Here is a 16,290-nt window from a genome sequence, read left to right on the forward strand (position 1 = left end):
CTTCGGTCACGTTAACCGCGCCGTTTCAGGCTCGCGACAAGACCGAAAGAATTCCGAGGGGAGGAGCAACATGCTGTTGGGGATCGTGATATGCGGCGCGCTGGCGCTCGCATATGGGTTCTGGACCATCAAGCAGGTGATGGAATCCGATGCGGGGTCCGCCCGCATGCAGGAGATCGCAGCGGCGATCCAGGAGGGCGCGGAGGCCTATCTGCGCCGCCAGTACCAGACCATCGCCATCGTCGGCGCGGTGATCTTCGTGATCGTGGCGCTGCTGCTCGGGATAGCCGTGGCGATCGGCTTCCTGATCGGCGCGGTGCTCTCGGGGCTGGCCGGCTTCATCGGCATGCATGTCTCGGTGCGGGCCAATGTGCGCACCGCGCAGGCGGCCTCGGTGAGCCTCGACAAGGGGCTCGACATCGCCTTCCGCTCCGGCGCGGTGACCGGCATGCTGGTGGCCGGGCTGGCGCTGCTCGGCGTCGCCATCTACTTCACCATCCTGACGCAGTTCGGCCTCGGCTTCGCGCCGACCGACCGCGTGGTGGTGGATGCGCTGGTGGCGCTCGGCTTCGGCGCCTCGCTGATCTCGATCTTCGCGCGGCTCGGCGGCGGCATCTTCACCAAGGGTGCCGATGTCGGCGGCGATCTCGTCGGCAAGGTCGAGGCCGGCATCCCGGAGGACGACCCGCGCAACCCCGCCACCATCGCCGACAACGTGGGCGACAACGTGGGCGACTGCGCCGGCATGGCGGCGGATCTCTTCGAGACCTATGCGGTGACGGTGGTGGCGACCATGGTGCTCGCCTCGATCTACTTCGCCGGCACCGGGCTCGCCGAGACGGTGATGATCTATCCGCTGGCGATCTGCGCGGTCTGCGTCATCACCTCGATCGTCGGCACCTATTTCGTGAAGCTGGGCTCCAACGGCTCGATCATGGGGGCGCTCTACAAGGGCTTCATCGCCACCGGGATCCTCTCGGTGATCCTGCTGTTCCCGACGACGATGCTGGTGTTCCCGGACGGCATGTCGACCGAGCTCGTGGCCGGGGACAAGAGCTTCACCGCCCGCGATCTCTATATCTGCGGCGTGATCGGGCTGGTGGTGACGACGCTGATCGTGGTCATCACCGAGTACTACACCGGCACCAACTACCGCCCGGTGCGCTCGGTGGCGGAGGCCTCGATCACCGGCCACGGCACCAACGTGATCCAGGGGCTGGCGGTCAGCCTCGAATCCTGCGCGCTGCCAGCGATGGTGATCATCGCGGGCATCATCTCCACCTTCGAGCTGGCCGGCCTCTTCGGCATCGCCATCGCGGTGACGACGATGCTCGCCCTCGCCGGCATGGTGGTGGCGCTCGACGCCTTCGGCCCCGTCACGGACAATGCCGGCGGCATCGCCGAGATGGCCGACCTGCCCGCCGAGGTACGCTCCACCACCGATGCGCTGGATGCGGTGGGCAACACCACCAAGGCGGTGACCAAGGGCTATGCCATCGGTTCGGCCGGGCTCGGCGCGCTGGTGCTCTTCGCGGCCTATACCGAGGACCTGAAGTTCTTCGCCTCGAAGGCCGAACCGGGGAGCTATTTCCACGGCGTCTCGGTCGATTTCGCGCTCTCCAACCCCTATGTGGTGGCCGGGCTGTTCTTCGGCGGGCTGCTGCCGTTCCTGTTCGGCGGCATCGCGATGACCGCGGTCGGCCGCGCCGCCGGCTCGGTGGTCGAGGAGGTCCGGCGCCAGTTCCGCGAGAAGCCGGGCATCATGCAGGGCACCGAGAAGCCTGACTATGGCCGCGCGGTGGACATGCTGACCCGGGCGGCGATCCGCGAGATGATCGTGCCCTCGATGCTGCCGGTGCTCTCGCCGATCGCCTGCTTCGTGCTGGTGAACTGGATCGCCGGCAAGGATGCCGCCTTCTCGGCCCTCGGCGCGATGCTGCTGGGGGTGATCGTGACCGGGCTCTTCGTCGCGATCTCGATGACCTCGGGCGGCGGCGCCTGGGACAATGCCAAGAAGCTCTTCGAGGACGGCTTCACCGACAGCAAGGGCGAGAAGCACTTCAAGGGTTCCGAGGCGCACAAGGCGGCGGTGACCGGCGACACCGTGGGCGATCCCTACAAGGACACCGCCGGCCCCGCGGTGAACCCGATGATCAAGATCACCAACATCGTGGCGCTGCTGATGCTGGCGGTGCTGGCGCACTGAGGCCCGCCCCTGCCAGACGCGAGAAGCGCGCCCCTCGGGGCGCCCTTTTCATTTCCGGCCCGGCGGCATGTGGCATCGGGTCGGCTTCCCCGCGCCGGCCCTTTCGGGCCGCGCGCTCAGCGCAGCTCGATCAGCGCGGGCAGGGGCTTCATGTCGTCCTTCCACTGGGTGCTCCAGTAGAGGCCCACGAGCCGGCCCTCGGGGCCGAGTTCCATCCGCCCGCGCCAGTGGCTGTTCTTGAAATGCACGATGGTGCCGAGGATCTGCAGCGCGCTGTCGTTGCAGCTGGCGCGGTGGAAGGAGACGCAGTTCTCCTCCGGCACCGCCTGCGAGACCGACCAGATGTGCGAGGGCGTCTGCTTCACGAAATCCGCCTGCTCGCGCGTCAGGCCCTCGGCGGGCAGGAAGCGCACCACCACCTGGTTCATCCCGTAGAGCATGGGCGCGAGCACCTGCGCGCGCACCGAGGGGCTCGGTGCGGTCAGCGCGGTGCGCGCCGCGAGATCGCGCAGCGCCACGCGCTTCGCGCAGATCAGCGTGTCGATGGCGAAGGCCTGGTCGACCTCGTCGGCGGCCGGGTCCTTCAGGAAGGCCACGGCCTCCTTCGCCTCGGCGCGGTCGACCTCGTAATATTCCTCGCAGGCCAGGGCCGGGGCGGCCAGCAGCACGGCGGTCATGCTGGCGGCGAGGGCGGCGGAATCGGTGATCTTCATGCAATGCTCCGTGTCGGCGGGTCGGTGGCTGCGGTCCCGGGTCAGGGCAGCCGGGCGAAGATCGCGACGAGGTCGAGCTTGCGCGTGGTGCGCAGGAGACGCAGGCGGCAGTCGGGCGCCAGCGCGATCTCCTCACCGGGGGCGATGCCGACCGAGCCTTCGCGGCCCGGCGGATACCAGCGGATTTTCTGCCGGTAGCCGGGGCTGGAGGCCTGCCGGACCACCCGGACCCGCAGCGCATGGGTGCCACAGACGGTGGCCTGCCGGCCGGAGACGAGCTCGATCTCCGCGGCCCCGGCAGGCGCCGAGACCGGCGCCGGCTCCGCGGGTTGCGGCCGGGGGGTCTCGCGGCGCCGGGTCTCGGCCTCGGTCGGCGGCACCATGGCAAAACCCAGGGTCTCGCCGAAGGGCTCGTCGCGCTGGTCGAGCGGCTTCACCACCGCCCAGTCGCCCTCGGCCCAGGGCACCCGGCCGAGCAGGCGGAAATGCGTGCCGGCCTCGATCACCCCGATCTCCTCGGAGAAGATGCTCGGCGTGCGATGCAGGAAGAGCGGCGCCTCGGCGGTGAGCAGCCGGTTCACCACCCGGATCGGCGCGAGGCAGGCGCGCGGCTCCGGGCCGAGCCCATCGGGCGAGACGGGCAGGGCGCCGCTGCCGATCTCGGCGATCTGCTCTGTGCCGAGATCGCCGAGCCGGAAGCTCAGCACCATGTAGGGGCCGGCCGTCAGCCAGTTGACCACCAGAACGTATTGCCCGGGCCCGCTGCCCTGCATCTGCACCAGCCGCGCGCCATGGCGGCCGGCGCGCTCGAAGGCGGCCGGCAGCCGCGCCCGCAGCGCCTCGGCGAGCCGCGCCGAGAGCGGCGGGCAGACCACCCGGTTGCTGCCGTCGAAGGGCGCGCGGAGATAGATGAAGGCGGGGTCGCGGCGGCCGATATCGTTGGCGTCGAGCGATTCGGCGATGCGCGCGGTGAAGCGGTCGAGATCCGGGCCCCAGCCATCCCCCGGTGCGGCGGGCTGCTGGGCCCCGGCCATGCCCGCCGCGAGGGCGAGCGCCGCGAGGGCGGATCGGAGCAGGCGCAACGGCATGGCGGCGCTCAGTTCGAGCGCTCGCAGGTCATCTCGCCCCCGGTATCCGGGTTGACCGCCGTGATGCTGTCCTGGCTGCTGCGGGTGATCGTCACGGAATAGGGGAAGCGCGACACCTGGGGCAGGCCGCCGAGCGGCTGCATGTCGACCTGCCAGCCCTTGACCTGGAAGAGCCCGTACTCGCCGAACATGAAGGAGCCCATCTGCGAGTTGTCGAAGGGGTTCCGGCGCACCGCATTGCCGCCGAAATTGTAGCCGCCGCCGGCCTTGAACTCGAGCCGGAAGGCGAGCTGCAGCTCGGTGCCGGTTTCCTCCGCCTCGCGGCCGGTGCACTGCCAGGCGCCGACCAGGTTCTCCGCCGGCTGGCGCATGGCGAGCTGGGTTCCGCCGCCCTGGCCCGACTGACCCGCGCCGCCGCCGCCGCCTTTGCCGAGTTCGATCTCGTCCTCCTCGCCGAACCGGCCGCCGCCCTGGCCCGACTTCGGCTTGCCGTGGAGATCGGAGAACTCGCCGCCGTCATCCTCGCCGTAGCCGGCGCTGTATTCCTCGACCGCGCCGCCGCCGTCCTTCGAGACGAAATCGCCGAGCTCGCCGGCGTGGCCGCCACCATCCTGGCCGCCGCCGCCGATCTCGCCGCCATCCTTGCCCTGGGCGAGCCGGCGGCGTTCCTCCTCCTCCTGCTTGCGCCGCGCCTCGGCCTGTGCCGCCTCGAGCTTGCGCGCGGCTGCCGCCTCGGCCTCGGCACGGCGGCGCTCCGCCTCGCGCTCCAGCCGCTCGGCCTCGGCGCGGCGGGCGGCCTCCTCCTCTTCCTTCTTGCGGCGCTCGGCGGCGAGGCGCTCGGCCTCGCGCTCCAGCCGCTCGCGCTCGGCCTTCAGCCGCGCCAGTTCCTTCTGCACCAGTTCGTGCTGGCGGGCGGCCTCTTCCTCGGCCTTGCGGCGGGCCTCCTCCGCCCTGGCCCGGGCGGCCTCCGCGGCCTCGCGGGCGGCCTCGGCCGCGGCCTCGTCGGCCGCCTTGCGGGCGGCGGCTTCCTCGGCCTCGCGGCGGCGCGCCTCCTCGGCGGCAAGGCGCGCCGCCTCCGCCTCGCGCTCGAACTTGGTCGGCGGCACAGAGGCGAAGCCCACGGTCTCGGCGAAGGGATCGTCCGGCGCGCCGTCGAGCAGCTTGACCACCGCCCAGTCGCCGTCGGTATAGGGCATCCGGCCGAGCAGCCGGTATTTCTCGCCGGCCTTGATCATCGCGATCTCGGTGGAGAACACGTCCGCCGAGCGGTGCACGAAGAGCGTGGTGTCGGCGGTGGCCACCCGGTTGATCACGTCGAGCTCGGCGAGGCACTGGCGCTCGGTCTCGCGCAGCTCGGTCATCGGGATGGTCATGGCATGGCCGCCCATGGTGGCGACCTGCTCGCCGTTGAGATCGCCCAGCTCCACCGCGATCTCCAGCGAGGCGTCGTCGAACAGCGCGCGCCAGGTGACGTTGAGCATGAAGCGCCCCTCGCCCATCCCGGGGTCCTGCACGAGGCGGGCGCGGCTGAGGTTCTTGGCGTTGAAGGCCCGCGGCAGCTCGGAGCGGATCGCCCGCGCCAGCCGGCGCGAGAGCGGCGGGCAGACGACGCGGCTGGCATCGTCGAAGGGCGGGCGGATGTAGAGATCGGCATCGCTCAGGCGGCCGAGATTGCGGATCGAGAAGGCCTCGGCCACCCGTTCGGTCAGGCGCTGCATGGCCTGCTCGAAATCCTGCGCGGCGGCGGGTGTCGTCGTGGCGAGAGCACCGGCCAAAGCGAGCAGGAGCGCGGCGGCGGGTGCCTTGGGGAACTGCATGTCAGCCCTCTGTCCGAGAAAGACGCGGTCAACGCGATACGAAGTCTAGGCCAATTTTCGCGTCTGCAAAAGGCTGCTCCTGCGGGCGCGGCGCCGCATGATTGACAGCCCGTCGGACGGCTGGGACGATCGCCGGACCGGCGGGAGGCCGGGACGGAGGCGCGGCATGTGGCGGAGCGGCTGGCTCGCGGGCCTGCTGGCGCTCGGCCTGGCTTGCGGGCCGGGGCAGGCGGCGCCCTGCGCCCCGCCAGGATGGTCCGAGGCGCGCGCCGATCTGCGCGCGGCGCTGCTCGGCCAGCTCGCCAGCGCGGCGAGCGAGGCCGAGGGGAGGGCGGCGGAGGAGGCGCTCTGGCAGCTCTGGTCGGCGGCGCCGGGCGATGCGGCCCAGGCGCTGCTCGACCGGGTGCACGACCGCCGCCGCTGGTACGATCTCGCGGCAGCGGAGGCGGCGGCCCGGGCGCTCACCCGGCTCTGCCCGGACTATGCCGAGGGCTGGAACCAGCTCGCCACCGTGCTCTTCCAGCGCGGCGAGGGGGAGGCCGCGCTGGCCGCCATCGCCGAGACGCTGGCGCGTGAGCCGGCGCATTTCGGCGCGCTCTCCGGGCGGGCGCTGATCCTCCTCGGGCAGGGGCGCGGCGCGGCGGCGCAGGCGGCCCTGCGCGCGGCGGTGGCGCTGCATCCCTGGCTGCGGGAGCGCCATCTTCTGGCGCCTGCGCCAAAGTGATCTGGCCCGTGCATTTCCGTTTGGCATGGCCGCGGCGGATCGCTATGGGGAGGGCATGAGGGAGCTGCTCTATCCAACGGCGGACGCCTATCTCGCCGCGCCGGCAAAGTCGGTCGCGCTGTTCGGCATGTCGGGTCTCGGCAAGACCCGCACGGCGGCCATGTTGCGCGAAGAATCCGGCTGGTTCCACTACTCGGTGGATTACCGGATCGGCACGCGCTATATGGGCGAGCACATCGTCGACAACTTCAAGCGCGAGGCGATGCGGGTGCCGTTTCTGCGCGACCTGCTGCGATCGGACTCGATCTACATCGCCTCAAACATCTCCTTCGCCAATCTGAGCCCGCTCTCGACCTATCTCGGCAAGCCGGGCGATCCGGCGAAGGGCGGCATCCCCTTCGCGGACTATCTCGAGCGCCAGCGCCAGCACCGCGAGGCCGAGATCCGGGCGCTGCTCGACACGCCGCTGTTCCAGCACAAGGCGACCGATCTCTACGGCTACGAGAACTTCCTCTGCGACACCGGCGGCTCGATCTGCGAGGTGGTGAACCCCGAGGACCCGGCCGACCCGGTGCTCACGGCGCTGGCCGACTGCACGCTGCTGGTGCAGATCGAGGGCACCGCCGCGCTCGAGCAGGAGCTGGTGCGCCGCTTCGAGCGCCACCCCAAGCCGATGTACTATCCGGAGGATTTCCTCGTGACGCTCTGGGAGGAGTATCGCGGGAGCCACGGCTTCGCCGAGGACGCGGTCGATCCGGATGCCTTCATCGTCTGGGGATATCGGCGTTTGCTCGCGCACCGGGTGCCGCGCTATGGTGCCATGGCGCGGCACTGGGGCGTCAGCGTCACCGCCGCGGAGATCGAACGGGTCCGCAGCCCGGCCGCCTTCGATGCGCTGATCGCCTCGGCGATCGCTCGAAGGGCCGGCGGCGAGGCCCCATCCTGAGGAACCCGCCATGGACCATCCCTCCGCTTCCCCGTTCTCCCTGCGCGCGCGGCGCGATGGCGGGGGCACGCCGCGGCTCAACGGCTGGGGCGCCGACAGCGACTACGGCGTGCTGCGCGACGTGCTGCTCGGCCCGATCGGCAACTATCGCTGGCTCAAGACCTCCTCGCTCTCGAAGAAGACCCTGCGCCGCGGCGTGGCGTTCGACCCGGCGGTGGCGGCGAAGCAGCACGCCGAGATGGTCTCGGCCTATCGCTCGGCCGGGGTAGAGGTGCATTTCCACGAGGCCGACCCGGAGCTGCCCTATCAGGTCTATGCCCGCGACAGTTCGGTGATGACGCCCTTCGGCGCGGTCATCACCAACATGGCGCAGTGGTGGCGGCGGGGGGAGAACTTCCGCGCCATCGAGACCTATCAGCGCCTCGGCATCCCGATCTACGACTATGTCACCGCCGGCTGCTTCGAGGGCGGCGACTTCAACGTGATCGAGCCCGGCTGCGTGCTGATCGGCTGGGAGGGCGAGGAGGGGCGCAGCCAGTTCGAGGGGGCGGACCAGCTCCGGCGCTGGTTCGAGGCCGAGGGCTGGGAGGTCCGGCTGGCGGATATCGACCCCTATTACGTCCATATCGACCTGATGGTGGTGATGCTGGCGCCGAAGCTGGCGGCGGTCTGCCTCGAGACCACGGATGCCGATATCGTCGACTGGATGAAGGCCAAGGGCATCGAGATCGTGCCGGTGCCTTTCAAGGAGACCATGGCGCTCGGCTGCAACGTGGTGGCGCTCGGCGACGACCGGGTGCTGCTGCCGGCGGAATCGCTGACGCTGAAGGAGAAGCTGAAGGCGCTCGGCTTTACCGTCTACGACCCCGAGCTGGCGATGATTACCCAGGGCGGCGGCGGCGTGCACTGCATGTGCCAGGCGCTGCGCCGCGATCCCGGCTGAGGCGCCGCCCGCGGTTGACGCTGCGGAAACTTTCCTGCTCGTGCTATGGCTTCCCGTGATCGCAGCGGGAGACCGAGGGGGCCGGGAGCATGGCGAATCTGTCCTATGGCAGCACCGGGCGCGCGGTCAGCAAGCTCCAGACGATGCTCAACAAGGTGAAGGCGCGCCCGAAGCTGAAGGTGGACGGCATCTTCGGCCCGCTGACCCGCAAGGCGGTGCTTGACTTCCAGAAGCGGCACAAGGACCTCGCCGACGACGGCGTCGCCGGCAGCAGGACCATGAAGCGCCTCGGGGAGGCGGCGAAGGGCGGCGGCGCGCCGAAGGAGGACCCGAAGGCGGCGGCGACGATCCGCGAGCTCGAGCAGTTCCACGCCAAGATCCAGAAGGCCGAGAAGCAATCGGCCGAGGAGCGGAAGCGGTACCGGGCGGCCTGCATCAAGACCTCGAAGGTGATCGCCGAGCAGCGCAAGCTGCTGGAGGCGGCGCTCTCCAGCGCCGACCGCTCGATGGGCTGGTTCGTCGAGGAGATGACCCAGGGCGCCAAGCGCGAGGGCATCGAACTGAAGAAGGTCAAGGCCAGCCTCGCCGCCCTGATGAAGGCGAAGGACAAGCAGGCCCATTTCGCCCGGCACAAGGCCGAGCTGATGAGATGCCTCGATGCGGTCGATCAGCACCACATGGTCATCGCCGACTGGAAGGTGGCGATGCACAGCCTCCACAAGCTGCTCGCCGGGCTGAAGCAGGCGGGCGCCGCGATCGAGAAGGCCGCCGACGGCAAGTGACCCGGCGGCCGAGGGCGGCAGGGCAGGGCGGGCGGCGCCGGGCCGCCCGCGCGCCGGTTCAGGCGGCCGCGGCAGTCAGGTCGCCGCGGGCCGGGTAGTCGTTGCGCGCGGCGAAATCGAGCCCGCGCAGCAGCGCGTCGATGGCCGGCCGGGTGAAGGGCGCGCTCTGCACCGCCATGAAGAACATCGTCCCGTCGGGCCGGATCACCATGGTGCCGGGCTCGGAGAAGCGCGCCGGCTCCTGGCTGCCCGGCCGCTGCGAGGAGATGTAGAGCCCCCATTCCCGCGCCGTGGCCTCGCTCATGTCGAAGCCGAGCGGCAGGCGGGAGATCCCCCAGTCCTCGGCGGCGGTGCGGGCGCGCTCGGCGCTGTCCATCGAGACCGCGAGGATGTTGATGCCGGCGGCGGCGATGTCGTCGATCTGCGCCTCGATAGACTGCAGGTAGTCGCGGCAGATCGGGCAGTGCTTGCCGCGGTAGAAGACCACGATGGTGAAGCGCTCCGGCCGGCGCTCGGCGAGGGTCCAGGTGCCGCCCTGCAGGAGCGGGACGGAGAGGGCGGGGGCGGGCTGGTTCGGCATGAGCATCGGCGGTCTCCTCCGGGGGGGGTGCGTGCGCCTCGCAGATAGGGCGTGCGGGCATGGGGCGCCAGTGTGCGCCGCGCCTCGCGGCGGCGTGAGTCGAAACCGGCCATGCGGGGCTGCGGGCTTTTCCTTTGCAGCGCGGGGGGGTAGGGACAGGGGCGCGGCGCCTTTCCCTGCCGCGAAGCGATCCCGAGGACCCCGATGCCGATCAAGATTCCCGCCCAGCTGCCCGCCCATGACGTGCTGCGCCGCGAGGGCGTCATGGTCATGTCGGAGGAGACGGCCGAGCGGCAGGACATCCGGCCGCTGCAGATCGCGCTCCTGAACCTGATGCCCAACAAGGTGCGCACCGAGACCCAGTTTGCCCGGCTGATCGGCGCGACGCCGCTGCAGATCGAGCTGACCCTGGTGAAGATGACCGAGCATGTCTCGAAGAACACCGCGGCCGAGCATCTCGATGCCTTCTACATCCCCTTCGCCGAGGCCCGCGCGCGTCGGTTCGACGGCTTCATCGTCACCGGCGCGCCGATCGAGCACCTGCCCTTCGAGGAGGTGACCTACTGGGACGAGCTGACCGAGGTCTTCGACTGGACCCAGAGCCACGTCCACGCCACCTTCGCGATCTGCTGGGGCGCGCAGGCGATGCTGCACCATTTCCACGGGGTGCAGAAGCACATGCTGCCGGCCAAGGCCTTCGGCTGCTTCCGGCACCGCAACTGCGCCCCGGCCTCGCCCTATCTGCGCGGCTTCTCGGACGATTTCACCATCCCCGTCAGCCGCTGGACCGAGGTGCGCGAGGCCGAGCTGCCCGAGGGCCGCGGCCTGCGCCTGCTGATGAGCGCGGCGGAGACCGGGCCGTGCCTGGTCGAGGACCCCGAGCACCGGGCGCTCTACATGTTCAACCACATCGAATACGACACCACCTCGCTCGACGAGGAATACCGGCGCGACGTGGACCGCGGCGAGGCGATCGCGGTGCCGGCCAACTACTATCCCGGCAACGATCCCGCGCGGCCGCCGGAGAACCGCTGGCGCAGCCACGCGCATCTGCTCTTCGGCAACTGGATCAACGAGCTCTACCAGTCGACCCCCTACGACCTGGCGCAGATCGGCAGCCGCAGCCGCTGACCGGGCGTCTTGCAGGCGCGCCGCATCGCCCCATCTCTTAGGGTGAATGCCAACATCGGAGAGCGGTGGAATGCAGCGACGCAGGTTCCTCCTCGGGGGCGCAGCGCTCGGCGTCGGGGCGCTGGCGGGCTGCAGCTCGCCGGTGCCCTTCGACGAGGCGCAGATCCGCGCGGAGTATCCCCCCATCGGCAAGTTCACCGAGGTCTGGGGCCTGCGCGTGCACTACTGGGAGGCCGGCGAGGGGCCGCCGGTGGTGCTGGTGCACGGCGCCAGCGGCAACCTGCGCGACTGGACCTTCGACATCGCCCCGAAGCTCGCCGAGCGGTTCCGCGTGATCGCCTTCGACCGGCCCGGCTTCGGCTATTCCGACCGGCCCTCGGTGGCGGGCTGGGACCCGGGGGTGCAGGCCCGCGTGCTGCAGGCCGCCTCGCGGCAGATCGGCATCGAGCAGCCGGTGGTGGTGGGGCACAGCTGGGGCGGCGCGCTGGCGATGGCCTGGGCGCTCGAGTTCCCGCGCGAGACCCGCGGCGTGGTCTCGGTCTCGGGCGTCACGGTGCCCTATGGCGGCATGGTCTCGATCCTCGGTGCCATCGGCCTCGATGCGGTGATGGTGGAGGCCTACATGGACCGTCTGCTGCGCCGCGCGCGCGAGGGCGGCATCCGCGACTTCATCGCCCGCGTGTTCCGCCCGCAGCGGGTGCCGCCGGGCTATATCGAGCATGTCGGCGCGACCCTGGCGCTGCGCGAGCACACGCTGCGCGCCAATGGCGAGGACCTGCAGAACATCGACGCCTCGCTCGCCCGCATGGCGCCGCGCTATGGCTCGCTGCCGGTGCCGGTGGAGATCATCCACGGCCAGGCCGACTTCATCGACTGGGACCACCAGGCCACCGGGCTGGCGGAGCTGGTGCCGCATGCGCGGCTCAACCTGCTGCCCGGGGTGGGGCACATGGCGCATCACGCCGCGCCCTTCGAGCTGCGCCGCGCGGTCGACCGCATCACCGCCCGCGCCTGACCCGGGGCCTCGCCGCCGCGTCTCGCTTCCGGGGGCGTCACGGCCGGGCGGCGTGCTGTGAATGCGGCGCGGCGCGACCGCCGGTTCCGCCTGCACCTCTCGGGTGACAAGCCCTTCGGCATTTCCTATCGTATTCCGAAAGAGGAAAGCCCTGAATGAGTCACCACGAATCCGCGCTCAAGGCACAGTTCTATCTGACGGCGCCGCAGCCCTGTCCGTATCTGGAGGGCCGCGAGGAGCGCAAGGTGTTCACGACGCTTCAGGGCGCCAGCGCGGTGGCGGTGAACAATGCCCTCTCGGCCCGCGGTTTCCGGCGCTCGCAATCGGTGATCTACCGCCCGGCCTGCGTCGGCTGCTCGGCCTGCATGTCGATCCGCATCCCCGTCGCGCAGTTCCGCCCCTCCAAGACCCAGCGGCGCGTCATCGCGCGCAACGGCGATCTCACCCGCCGGCCCTGCGAGGCCTGGGCGACGGAGGCGCAGTTCGGCCTGTTCCGCCGCTATCTGGACCGGCGCCATGCCGATGGCGGCATGGCCGACATGGACGCCTTCGACTATGCCTCGATGGTCGACGAGACCCCGGTGAACTCGGCGGTGATCGAGTATACCCGCCCCGATCCCGAGACCGGCGAGGCGCAGCTGATCGGCGCCTGCCTCTCGGACATCCTCGGCGACGGGCTCTCGATGGTCTATTCCTTCTTCGAGCCGGACCATCCGCAGCGCAGCCTCGGCGCCTACATGATCCTCGACCATGTGCGCCTGGCGGCCGAGATGGGGCTGCACTACGTTTATCTCGGCTACTGGGTCGCGGGCAGCCCGAAGATGTCCTACAAGACCCAGTATCGCCCCTTCGAGCTCTGCGACGGCGCGAGCTGGCGGGAATACGAGAGCGTCGAGGCCTTCGAGGCCTGGCGCCGCAGCCGGCTGGAGACCGCGGCGGGCTGACCCGGCCGCGGTCGGTGCTGCCCCCGCGAAGTTTTTCCGCACTGCGGCATCGCGACCGCGAAATGGCGGCCTTGCCGCGCTTTACCGATCGTTCCGGCCTGCGATGATCGGGCCATGACCGACTTCCTCGCGCTCGATTCGCTCTCCGTCTCGCTGGCCATCGCCTTCGCCTTCGGCATGGGCGCCCGCGTTCTCCAGATGCCGCCGATGCTCGGCTTCCTCGCGGCGGGCTTCGTGCTCAGCCAGCTCGGGGTTGAGCCGAGCGAGGCCGGCCGCCGCATCGCCGATTTCGGCGTGTTGCTGCTGCTCTTCACCATCGGGCTCAAGCTCAAGCCGCGGATGCTGGCGGAGAAGCAGGTGCTGGCCGCGTCGCTCGGGCACATGTCGGCGGCGGTGCTGCTGCTCTTCGGGCTGCTGCTCGGGCTCGGCGGGCTCGGTTTCGGCCTGCTCGCGGGGCTCGGGCCCGGCGAGGCGGCGCTGATCGCCTTCGCGCTCAGCTTCTCGAGCACCGTCTTCACGGTGAAGATCTACGAGGAGAAGGGCGAGCTCGGCTCGGTGCACGGCAAGATCGCGCTCGGCATCCTGATCATCCAGGACATCGCGGCGGTGGTCTATCTCACCGCCTCCACCGGGGCGCTGCCCTCGGTCTGGGCAATCGGGCTCCTGGTGCTGCTCGGCCTGCGCCCGGTGCTCACGCTGCTGCTCGACCGCATCGGGCATGACGAGCTGCTGCCGCTCTTCGGCCTCGTCGCGGTGCTGGTGCTGGGCGCGGCCACGTTCAAGGCGGTGGGGCTGAAGCCCGATCTCGGCGCGCTCTTCATGGGGATGCTGATGGCCGGGCAGCGCCGCGCCTCGGAGGTGGCGGATGCGCTGCTCTCGTTCAAGGACATCTTCCTGATCGGCTTCTTCCTCAACATCGGCCTCGGCGGCATTCCCTCGACGGAGGTGATCGTCACCGCGCTCGTGCTGGTGGCGCTGCTGCCGCTGAAGGCGGCGCTGTTCTTCGGCATCTTCGTCTGGCTCAGGCTGCGCGCGCGGACCGCGCTGCTCGGCGCGCTGGGGCTCGCCACCTATTCCGAGTTCGGCCTGATCGTCGGCGCCGTGGCGGTGAGCCAGGGCCTGCTGTCGGCAGACTGGCTGCTGGTGCTGGCGCTGGCGCTGGCGATCTCGTTCCTGCTGCTGACCCCGGTCAACGCCGCGGCGCACGACATCTATGCCCGCTTCAGCCGCCATCTGCGGCGCTACGAGGCGCGCACCGCGGCGCGGGCCGATCAGCGCCCGATCATCGGCCAATCGGAGGTGGTGATCTTCGGCATGGGGCGGCTCGGGCAGGCGGTCTACCGCACCCTCGAGGCGCGGCTCGGGCGCGGGCTGGTCGGCGTGGAGACCGACTGGGAGAAGGTTCGCCGGATGCAGCTTCAGGGCTGGAACGTGGTGCATGGCGACGCCACCGACAGCGACTTCTGGCTCCGGGCGGTGCGGCCCTCGGCGCAGCTCCGCGCGGTGCTGCTGGCGATGCCTGACCACGAGGCCAACATGTATGCGCTGGAGCAGATCCGCGGGGCGGGGTTTCCGGGCTTCGTCGCCGCCATGGCCCGCTTTCCCGAGGATCTGCAGGCGCTGCGCGATGCCGGCGCCCATGTCGCCTTCGACGTCTACGGCGAGGCGGGGGCGGGCTTCGCCACCGATATCGCCGAGCATATCGCGCCGCTGCCGGCCGGGGCGGAGGGCCGGCGCGAGGCCGGCGTCGCCCCCGGCTGAGGCGGGTGCCGTTGCGTAACACGGGGGTGCGCCGCGCCGGTGGACCGGCTTGCGGGCGGGCCCGGCGGGTGCGATAGTGCGCGCCGCTCTAGATGCCGTTCCTTCCCGGATGGACCGCGATGCCGACTCGGACCGACCAACGCCTGCTTGCAGCCGGGCGCCACGCCAGACCGAGCGCGCGGGGCGTGCAGGCCCGCCGGAGCGGTGCGCGGGCCGGGGCCCGGCCGTGAGCGGCTATTTCGACCATGCGCGGCGCGAGATCCTGCCGCATCTGCCGGCGCGCTGCGCCCGGGTGCTCGATCTCGGCTGCGGTGCCGGGGCGACGCTGGAGCTCCTGCGCGCGGAGCGCGAGATCGCCTGGGCCGGGGGCGTCGAGCTCGACCCCGAGGCCGCCGCGCGTGCCCGCGCCCTGGCCGACCGGATCTGGGAGAGCGACCTGCAGCGCTTCGACCCCGGCGCAGCGATCCCGCCGGGCTCGCTCGACCTCGTCCTCTGCCTCGACGTGCTGGAGCACTTGCCGTGGCCCTGGGAGGTGGTGGAGCGGCTCTCCGCCCTGCTGGCTCCCGGCGGGCGGCTGATCCTCTCGGTGCCCAACATACGCAACTGGAAGTTCATCTGGCGGCTGCTGACGCGGGGCGATTTCCGCTATCGCGAGGCCGGGCTGCTCGATCGCACGCATCTGCGCTTCTTCACCTTCGAGACGGCGGCGGAGCTGGCCACCAGCGGCGGGCTCGTGCGGCTCCATGCCGGCAGCGCCACCGCCTATGGCCGCTGGGAGCTGCGCCGCTGGCTGATCGGCGCCACCGGCGGGCGCCTCGAGCCGCTGATCGCCAAGCAGGTCCTCGTGGTGGCGGAGAAGCAGGGTCCTGCGGCCGCGGCGCGGGCAGGGGCATGACGGTGATCACCCGCGTCGTCGTGGCCTACAACTCCGCGGCCGCGCTGCGCTGGCAGGCGGCGAGCAGCCAGTCGCTGCCGACGGTGCTGGTGGACAATGCCAGCCCCGACGACAGTGCCTCGGTGGGCGCCGAGCTCGGCTACCGGGTGATCCGCCTGCCGGCGAACAAGGGCTTCGGGCGCGGCGTGATGGCCGGGCTGGCGGCGGTCGAGACCGAGCTCGCCCTCGTGGTGAACCCCGATGTCGCGGTGGATGCGGCGGCGGTCGCGGCGCTGGCCGCGGCGGCGGCGGAGTTTCCCGATTGCGATCTCTTCGTGCCGAAGCTGGTCGACGAGGATGGCGAGGTGTTCTTCCGGCACGAATCGAGCCTCGAGCCTCGGCTCTCCCGGCGCGACGTGCCGGAGGGCACCGCCTGCATCCCGATGATCTCCGGCGCGGCGATGCTGGTGCGGGTGCGCGGCTTTCTCGATTTCGGCGGCTTCGACCCGGCGATCTTCCTGTATTTCGAGGATGACGACCTCGCGCTGCGCTACCGCGCGGCGCGCCGGCCGATCATCTTCGTGCCCGCGGCGCGCGTGCTGCATCTCGGCGACCGCTCCTCGGGCGGCGATCCCTCCGCGAGTCGGATCAAGGATCGCTCCTTCGGCTGGAGCCGGGCCTATCTGATGGCCAAGCACCGGCGCGGCTGGCGGCTGCTGACACTGGCCGGGATGATCGCGAAGCTGCCGGTCTATGCGGTTGCCTT

15 protein-coding genes are annotated in these 16,290 nt (G+C 70.8%); 11 read left to right on the forward strand and 4 right to left on the reverse strand.

The features are described 5' to 3' along the window. Positions 1-70 precede the first annotated feature (70 nt). Complete coding sequence (locus QSJ97_RS03195) at positions 71-2,206, forward strand: sodium-translocating pyrophosphatase (RefSeq protein ID WP_285670095.1); 2,136 nt, start codon at positions 71-73, stop codon at positions 2,204-2,206. 116 nt (positions 2,207-2,322) lie between these two features. Here the strand turns inward: QSJ97_RS03195 and QSJ97_RS03200 are convergent, their stop codons facing one another. The 3 genes from QSJ97_RS03200 to QSJ97_RS03210 are packed head-to-tail and all read right to left on the reverse strand — an operon-like array spanning position 2,323 to position 5,824. After that, positions 2,323-2,919, reverse strand: coding sequence for a hypothetical protein (locus QSJ97_RS03200; protein WP_285670096.1), 597 nt, complete (start codon positions 2,917-2,919; stop codon positions 2,323-2,325). Between the two features lie 41 nt (positions 2,920-2,960). Then, positions 2,961-4,007: a hypothetical protein gene (locus QSJ97_RS03205; protein ID WP_285670097.1), complete on the reverse strand. Its 1,047-nt coding sequence runs from the start codon at positions 4,005-4,007 to the stop codon at positions 2,961-2,963. A gap of 8 nt (positions 4,008-4,015) precedes the next feature. After that, positions 4,016-5,824, reverse strand: coding sequence for a hypothetical protein (locus tag QSJ97_RS03210; RefSeq protein ID WP_285670098.1), 1,809 nt, complete (start codon positions 5,822-5,824; stop codon positions 4,016-4,018). 166 nt (positions 5,825-5,990) lie between these two features. On the opposite strand from QSJ97_RS03210, the gene QSJ97_RS03215 reads away from it, so the two are divergent. From QSJ97_RS03215 to QSJ97_RS03230, 4 genes are all read left to right on the forward strand, one after another. Continuing rightward, positions 5,991-6,548: a tetratricopeptide repeat protein gene (locus QSJ97_RS03215; protein ID WP_285670099.1), complete on the forward strand. Its 558-nt coding sequence runs from the start codon at positions 5,991-5,993 to the stop codon at positions 6,546-6,548. Between the two features lie 64 nt (positions 6,549-6,612). After that, positions 6,613-7,494: an ATPase gene (locus QSJ97_RS03220; RefSeq protein ID WP_285670118.1), complete on the forward strand. Its 882-nt coding sequence runs from the start codon at positions 6,613-6,615 to the stop codon at positions 7,492-7,494. Between the two features lie 10 nt (positions 7,495-7,504). Continuing rightward, positions 7,505-8,437 (forward strand): dimethylarginine dimethylaminohydrolase family protein, encoded by a 933-nt coding sequence (locus QSJ97_RS03225; protein ID WP_285670100.1) that lies wholly within the window; start codon positions 7,505-7,507, stop codon positions 8,435-8,437. Between the two features lie 89 nt (positions 8,438-8,526). Continuing rightward, a complete protein-coding gene (locus QSJ97_RS03230) occupies positions 8,527-9,219 on the forward strand; it encodes a peptidoglycan-binding protein (RefSeq protein WP_285670101.1) in 693 nt (230 codons plus the stop codon). 58 nt (positions 9,220-9,277) lie between these two features. Here QSJ97_RS03230 and QSJ97_RS03235 read toward each other — a convergent pair whose 3' ends face one another. After that, positions 9,278-9,805: a peroxiredoxin-like family protein gene (locus QSJ97_RS03235; protein ID WP_285670102.1), complete on the reverse strand. Its 528-nt coding sequence runs from the start codon at positions 9,803-9,805 to the stop codon at positions 9,278-9,280. Between the two features lie 198 nt (positions 9,806-10,003). On the opposite strand from QSJ97_RS03235, the gene metA reads away from it, so the two are divergent. The 6 genes from metA to QSJ97_RS03265 all read left to right on the forward strand — a co-directional run. After that, on the forward strand, positions 10,004-10,930 hold the full coding sequence (metA, locus tag QSJ97_RS03240; protein ID WP_285670103.1) for a homoserine O-acetyltransferase MetA: 927 nt from the start codon (positions 10,004-10,006) through the stop codon (positions 10,928-10,930). A 70-nt stretch (positions 10,931-11,000) separates the two neighbouring features. Beyond that, positions 11,001-11,945: an alpha/beta fold hydrolase gene (locus QSJ97_RS03245; protein ID WP_285670104.1), complete on the forward strand. Its 945-nt coding sequence runs from the start codon at positions 11,001-11,003 to the stop codon at positions 11,943-11,945. Positions 11,946-12,100: 155 nt separating this feature from the next. Further along, positions 12,101-12,889, forward strand: a complete 789-nt coding sequence (locus QSJ97_RS03250; protein ID WP_285670105.1) for an arginyltransferase — start codon at positions 12,101-12,103, stop codon at positions 12,887-12,889. Between the two features lie 114 nt (positions 12,890-13,003). Beyond that, positions 13,004-14,650, forward strand: coding sequence for a cation:proton antiporter family protein (locus QSJ97_RS03255; RefSeq protein ID WP_285670106.1), 1,647 nt, complete (start codon positions 13,004-13,006; stop codon positions 14,648-14,650). Positions 14,651-14,876: 226 nt separating this feature from the next. Beyond that, complete coding sequence (locus QSJ97_RS03260; protein WP_285670107.1) at positions 14,877-15,545, forward strand: class I SAM-dependent methyltransferase; 669 nt, start codon at positions 14,877-14,879, stop codon at positions 15,543-15,545. Beyond that, the coding region (locus tag QSJ97_RS03265) for a glycosyltransferase family 2 protein (protein ID WP_285670108.1) at positions 15,542-16,290 on the forward strand (749 nt) is incomplete at its 3' end. The genes QSJ97_RS03260 and QSJ97_RS03265, both read left to right, overlap by 4 nt.

It is taken from the genome of Paralimibaculum aggregatum, assembly GCF_030270585.1.
Lineage (GTDB): Bacteria > Pseudomonadota > Alphaproteobacteria > Rhodobacterales > Rhodobacteraceae > Thermohalobaculum > Thermohalobaculum aggregatum.

What these genes read in the sequence shown, in the direction of transcription:
- QSJ97_RS03195 (WP_285670095.1), top strand. Translation starts at nt 71, where the DNA reads ATGCTGTTGGGGATCGTGATATGCGGCGCGCTGGCGCTCGCATATGGG.
- QSJ97_RS03200 (WP_285670096.1), bottom strand. Translation starts at nt 2,919, where the DNA reads ATGAAGATCACCGATTCCGCCGCCCTCGCCGCCAGCATGACCGCCGTG.
- QSJ97_RS03205 (WP_285670097.1), bottom strand. Translation starts at nt 4,007, where the DNA reads ATGCCGTTGCGCCTGCTCCGATCCGCCCTCGCGGCGCTCGCCCTCGCG.
- QSJ97_RS03210 (WP_285670098.1), bottom strand. Translation starts at nt 5,824, where the DNA reads ATGCAGTTCCCCAAGGCACCCGCCGCCGCGCTCCTGCTCGCTTTGGCC.
- QSJ97_RS03215 (WP_285670099.1), top strand. Translation starts at nt 5,991, where the DNA reads ATGTGGCGGAGCGGCTGGCTCGCGGGCCTGCTGGCGCTCGGCCTGGCT.
- QSJ97_RS03225 (WP_285670100.1), top strand. Translation starts at nt 7,505, where the DNA reads ATGGACCATCCCTCCGCTTCCCCGTTCTCCCTGCGCGCGCGGCGCGAT.
- QSJ97_RS03230 (WP_285670101.1), top strand. Translation starts at nt 8,527, where the DNA reads ATGGCGAATCTGTCCTATGGCAGCACCGGGCGCGCGGTCAGCAAGCTC.
- QSJ97_RS03235 (WP_285670102.1), bottom strand. Translation starts at nt 9,805, where the DNA reads ATGCTCATGCCGAACCAGCCCGCCCCCGCCCTCTCCGTCCCGCTCCTG.
- metA (WP_285670103.1), top strand. Translation starts at nt 10,004, where the DNA reads ATGCCGATCAAGATTCCCGCCCAGCTGCCCGCCCATGACGTGCTGCGC.
- QSJ97_RS03245 (WP_285670104.1), top strand. Translation starts at nt 11,001, where the DNA reads ATGCAGCGACGCAGGTTCCTCCTCGGGGGCGCAGCGCTCGGCGTCGGG.
- QSJ97_RS03250 (WP_285670105.1), top strand. Translation starts at nt 12,101, where the DNA reads ATGAGTCACCACGAATCCGCGCTCAAGGCACAGTTCTATCTGACGGCG.
- QSJ97_RS03255 (WP_285670106.1), top strand. Translation starts at nt 13,004, where the DNA reads ATGACCGACTTCCTCGCGCTCGATTCGCTCTCCGTCTCGCTGGCCATC.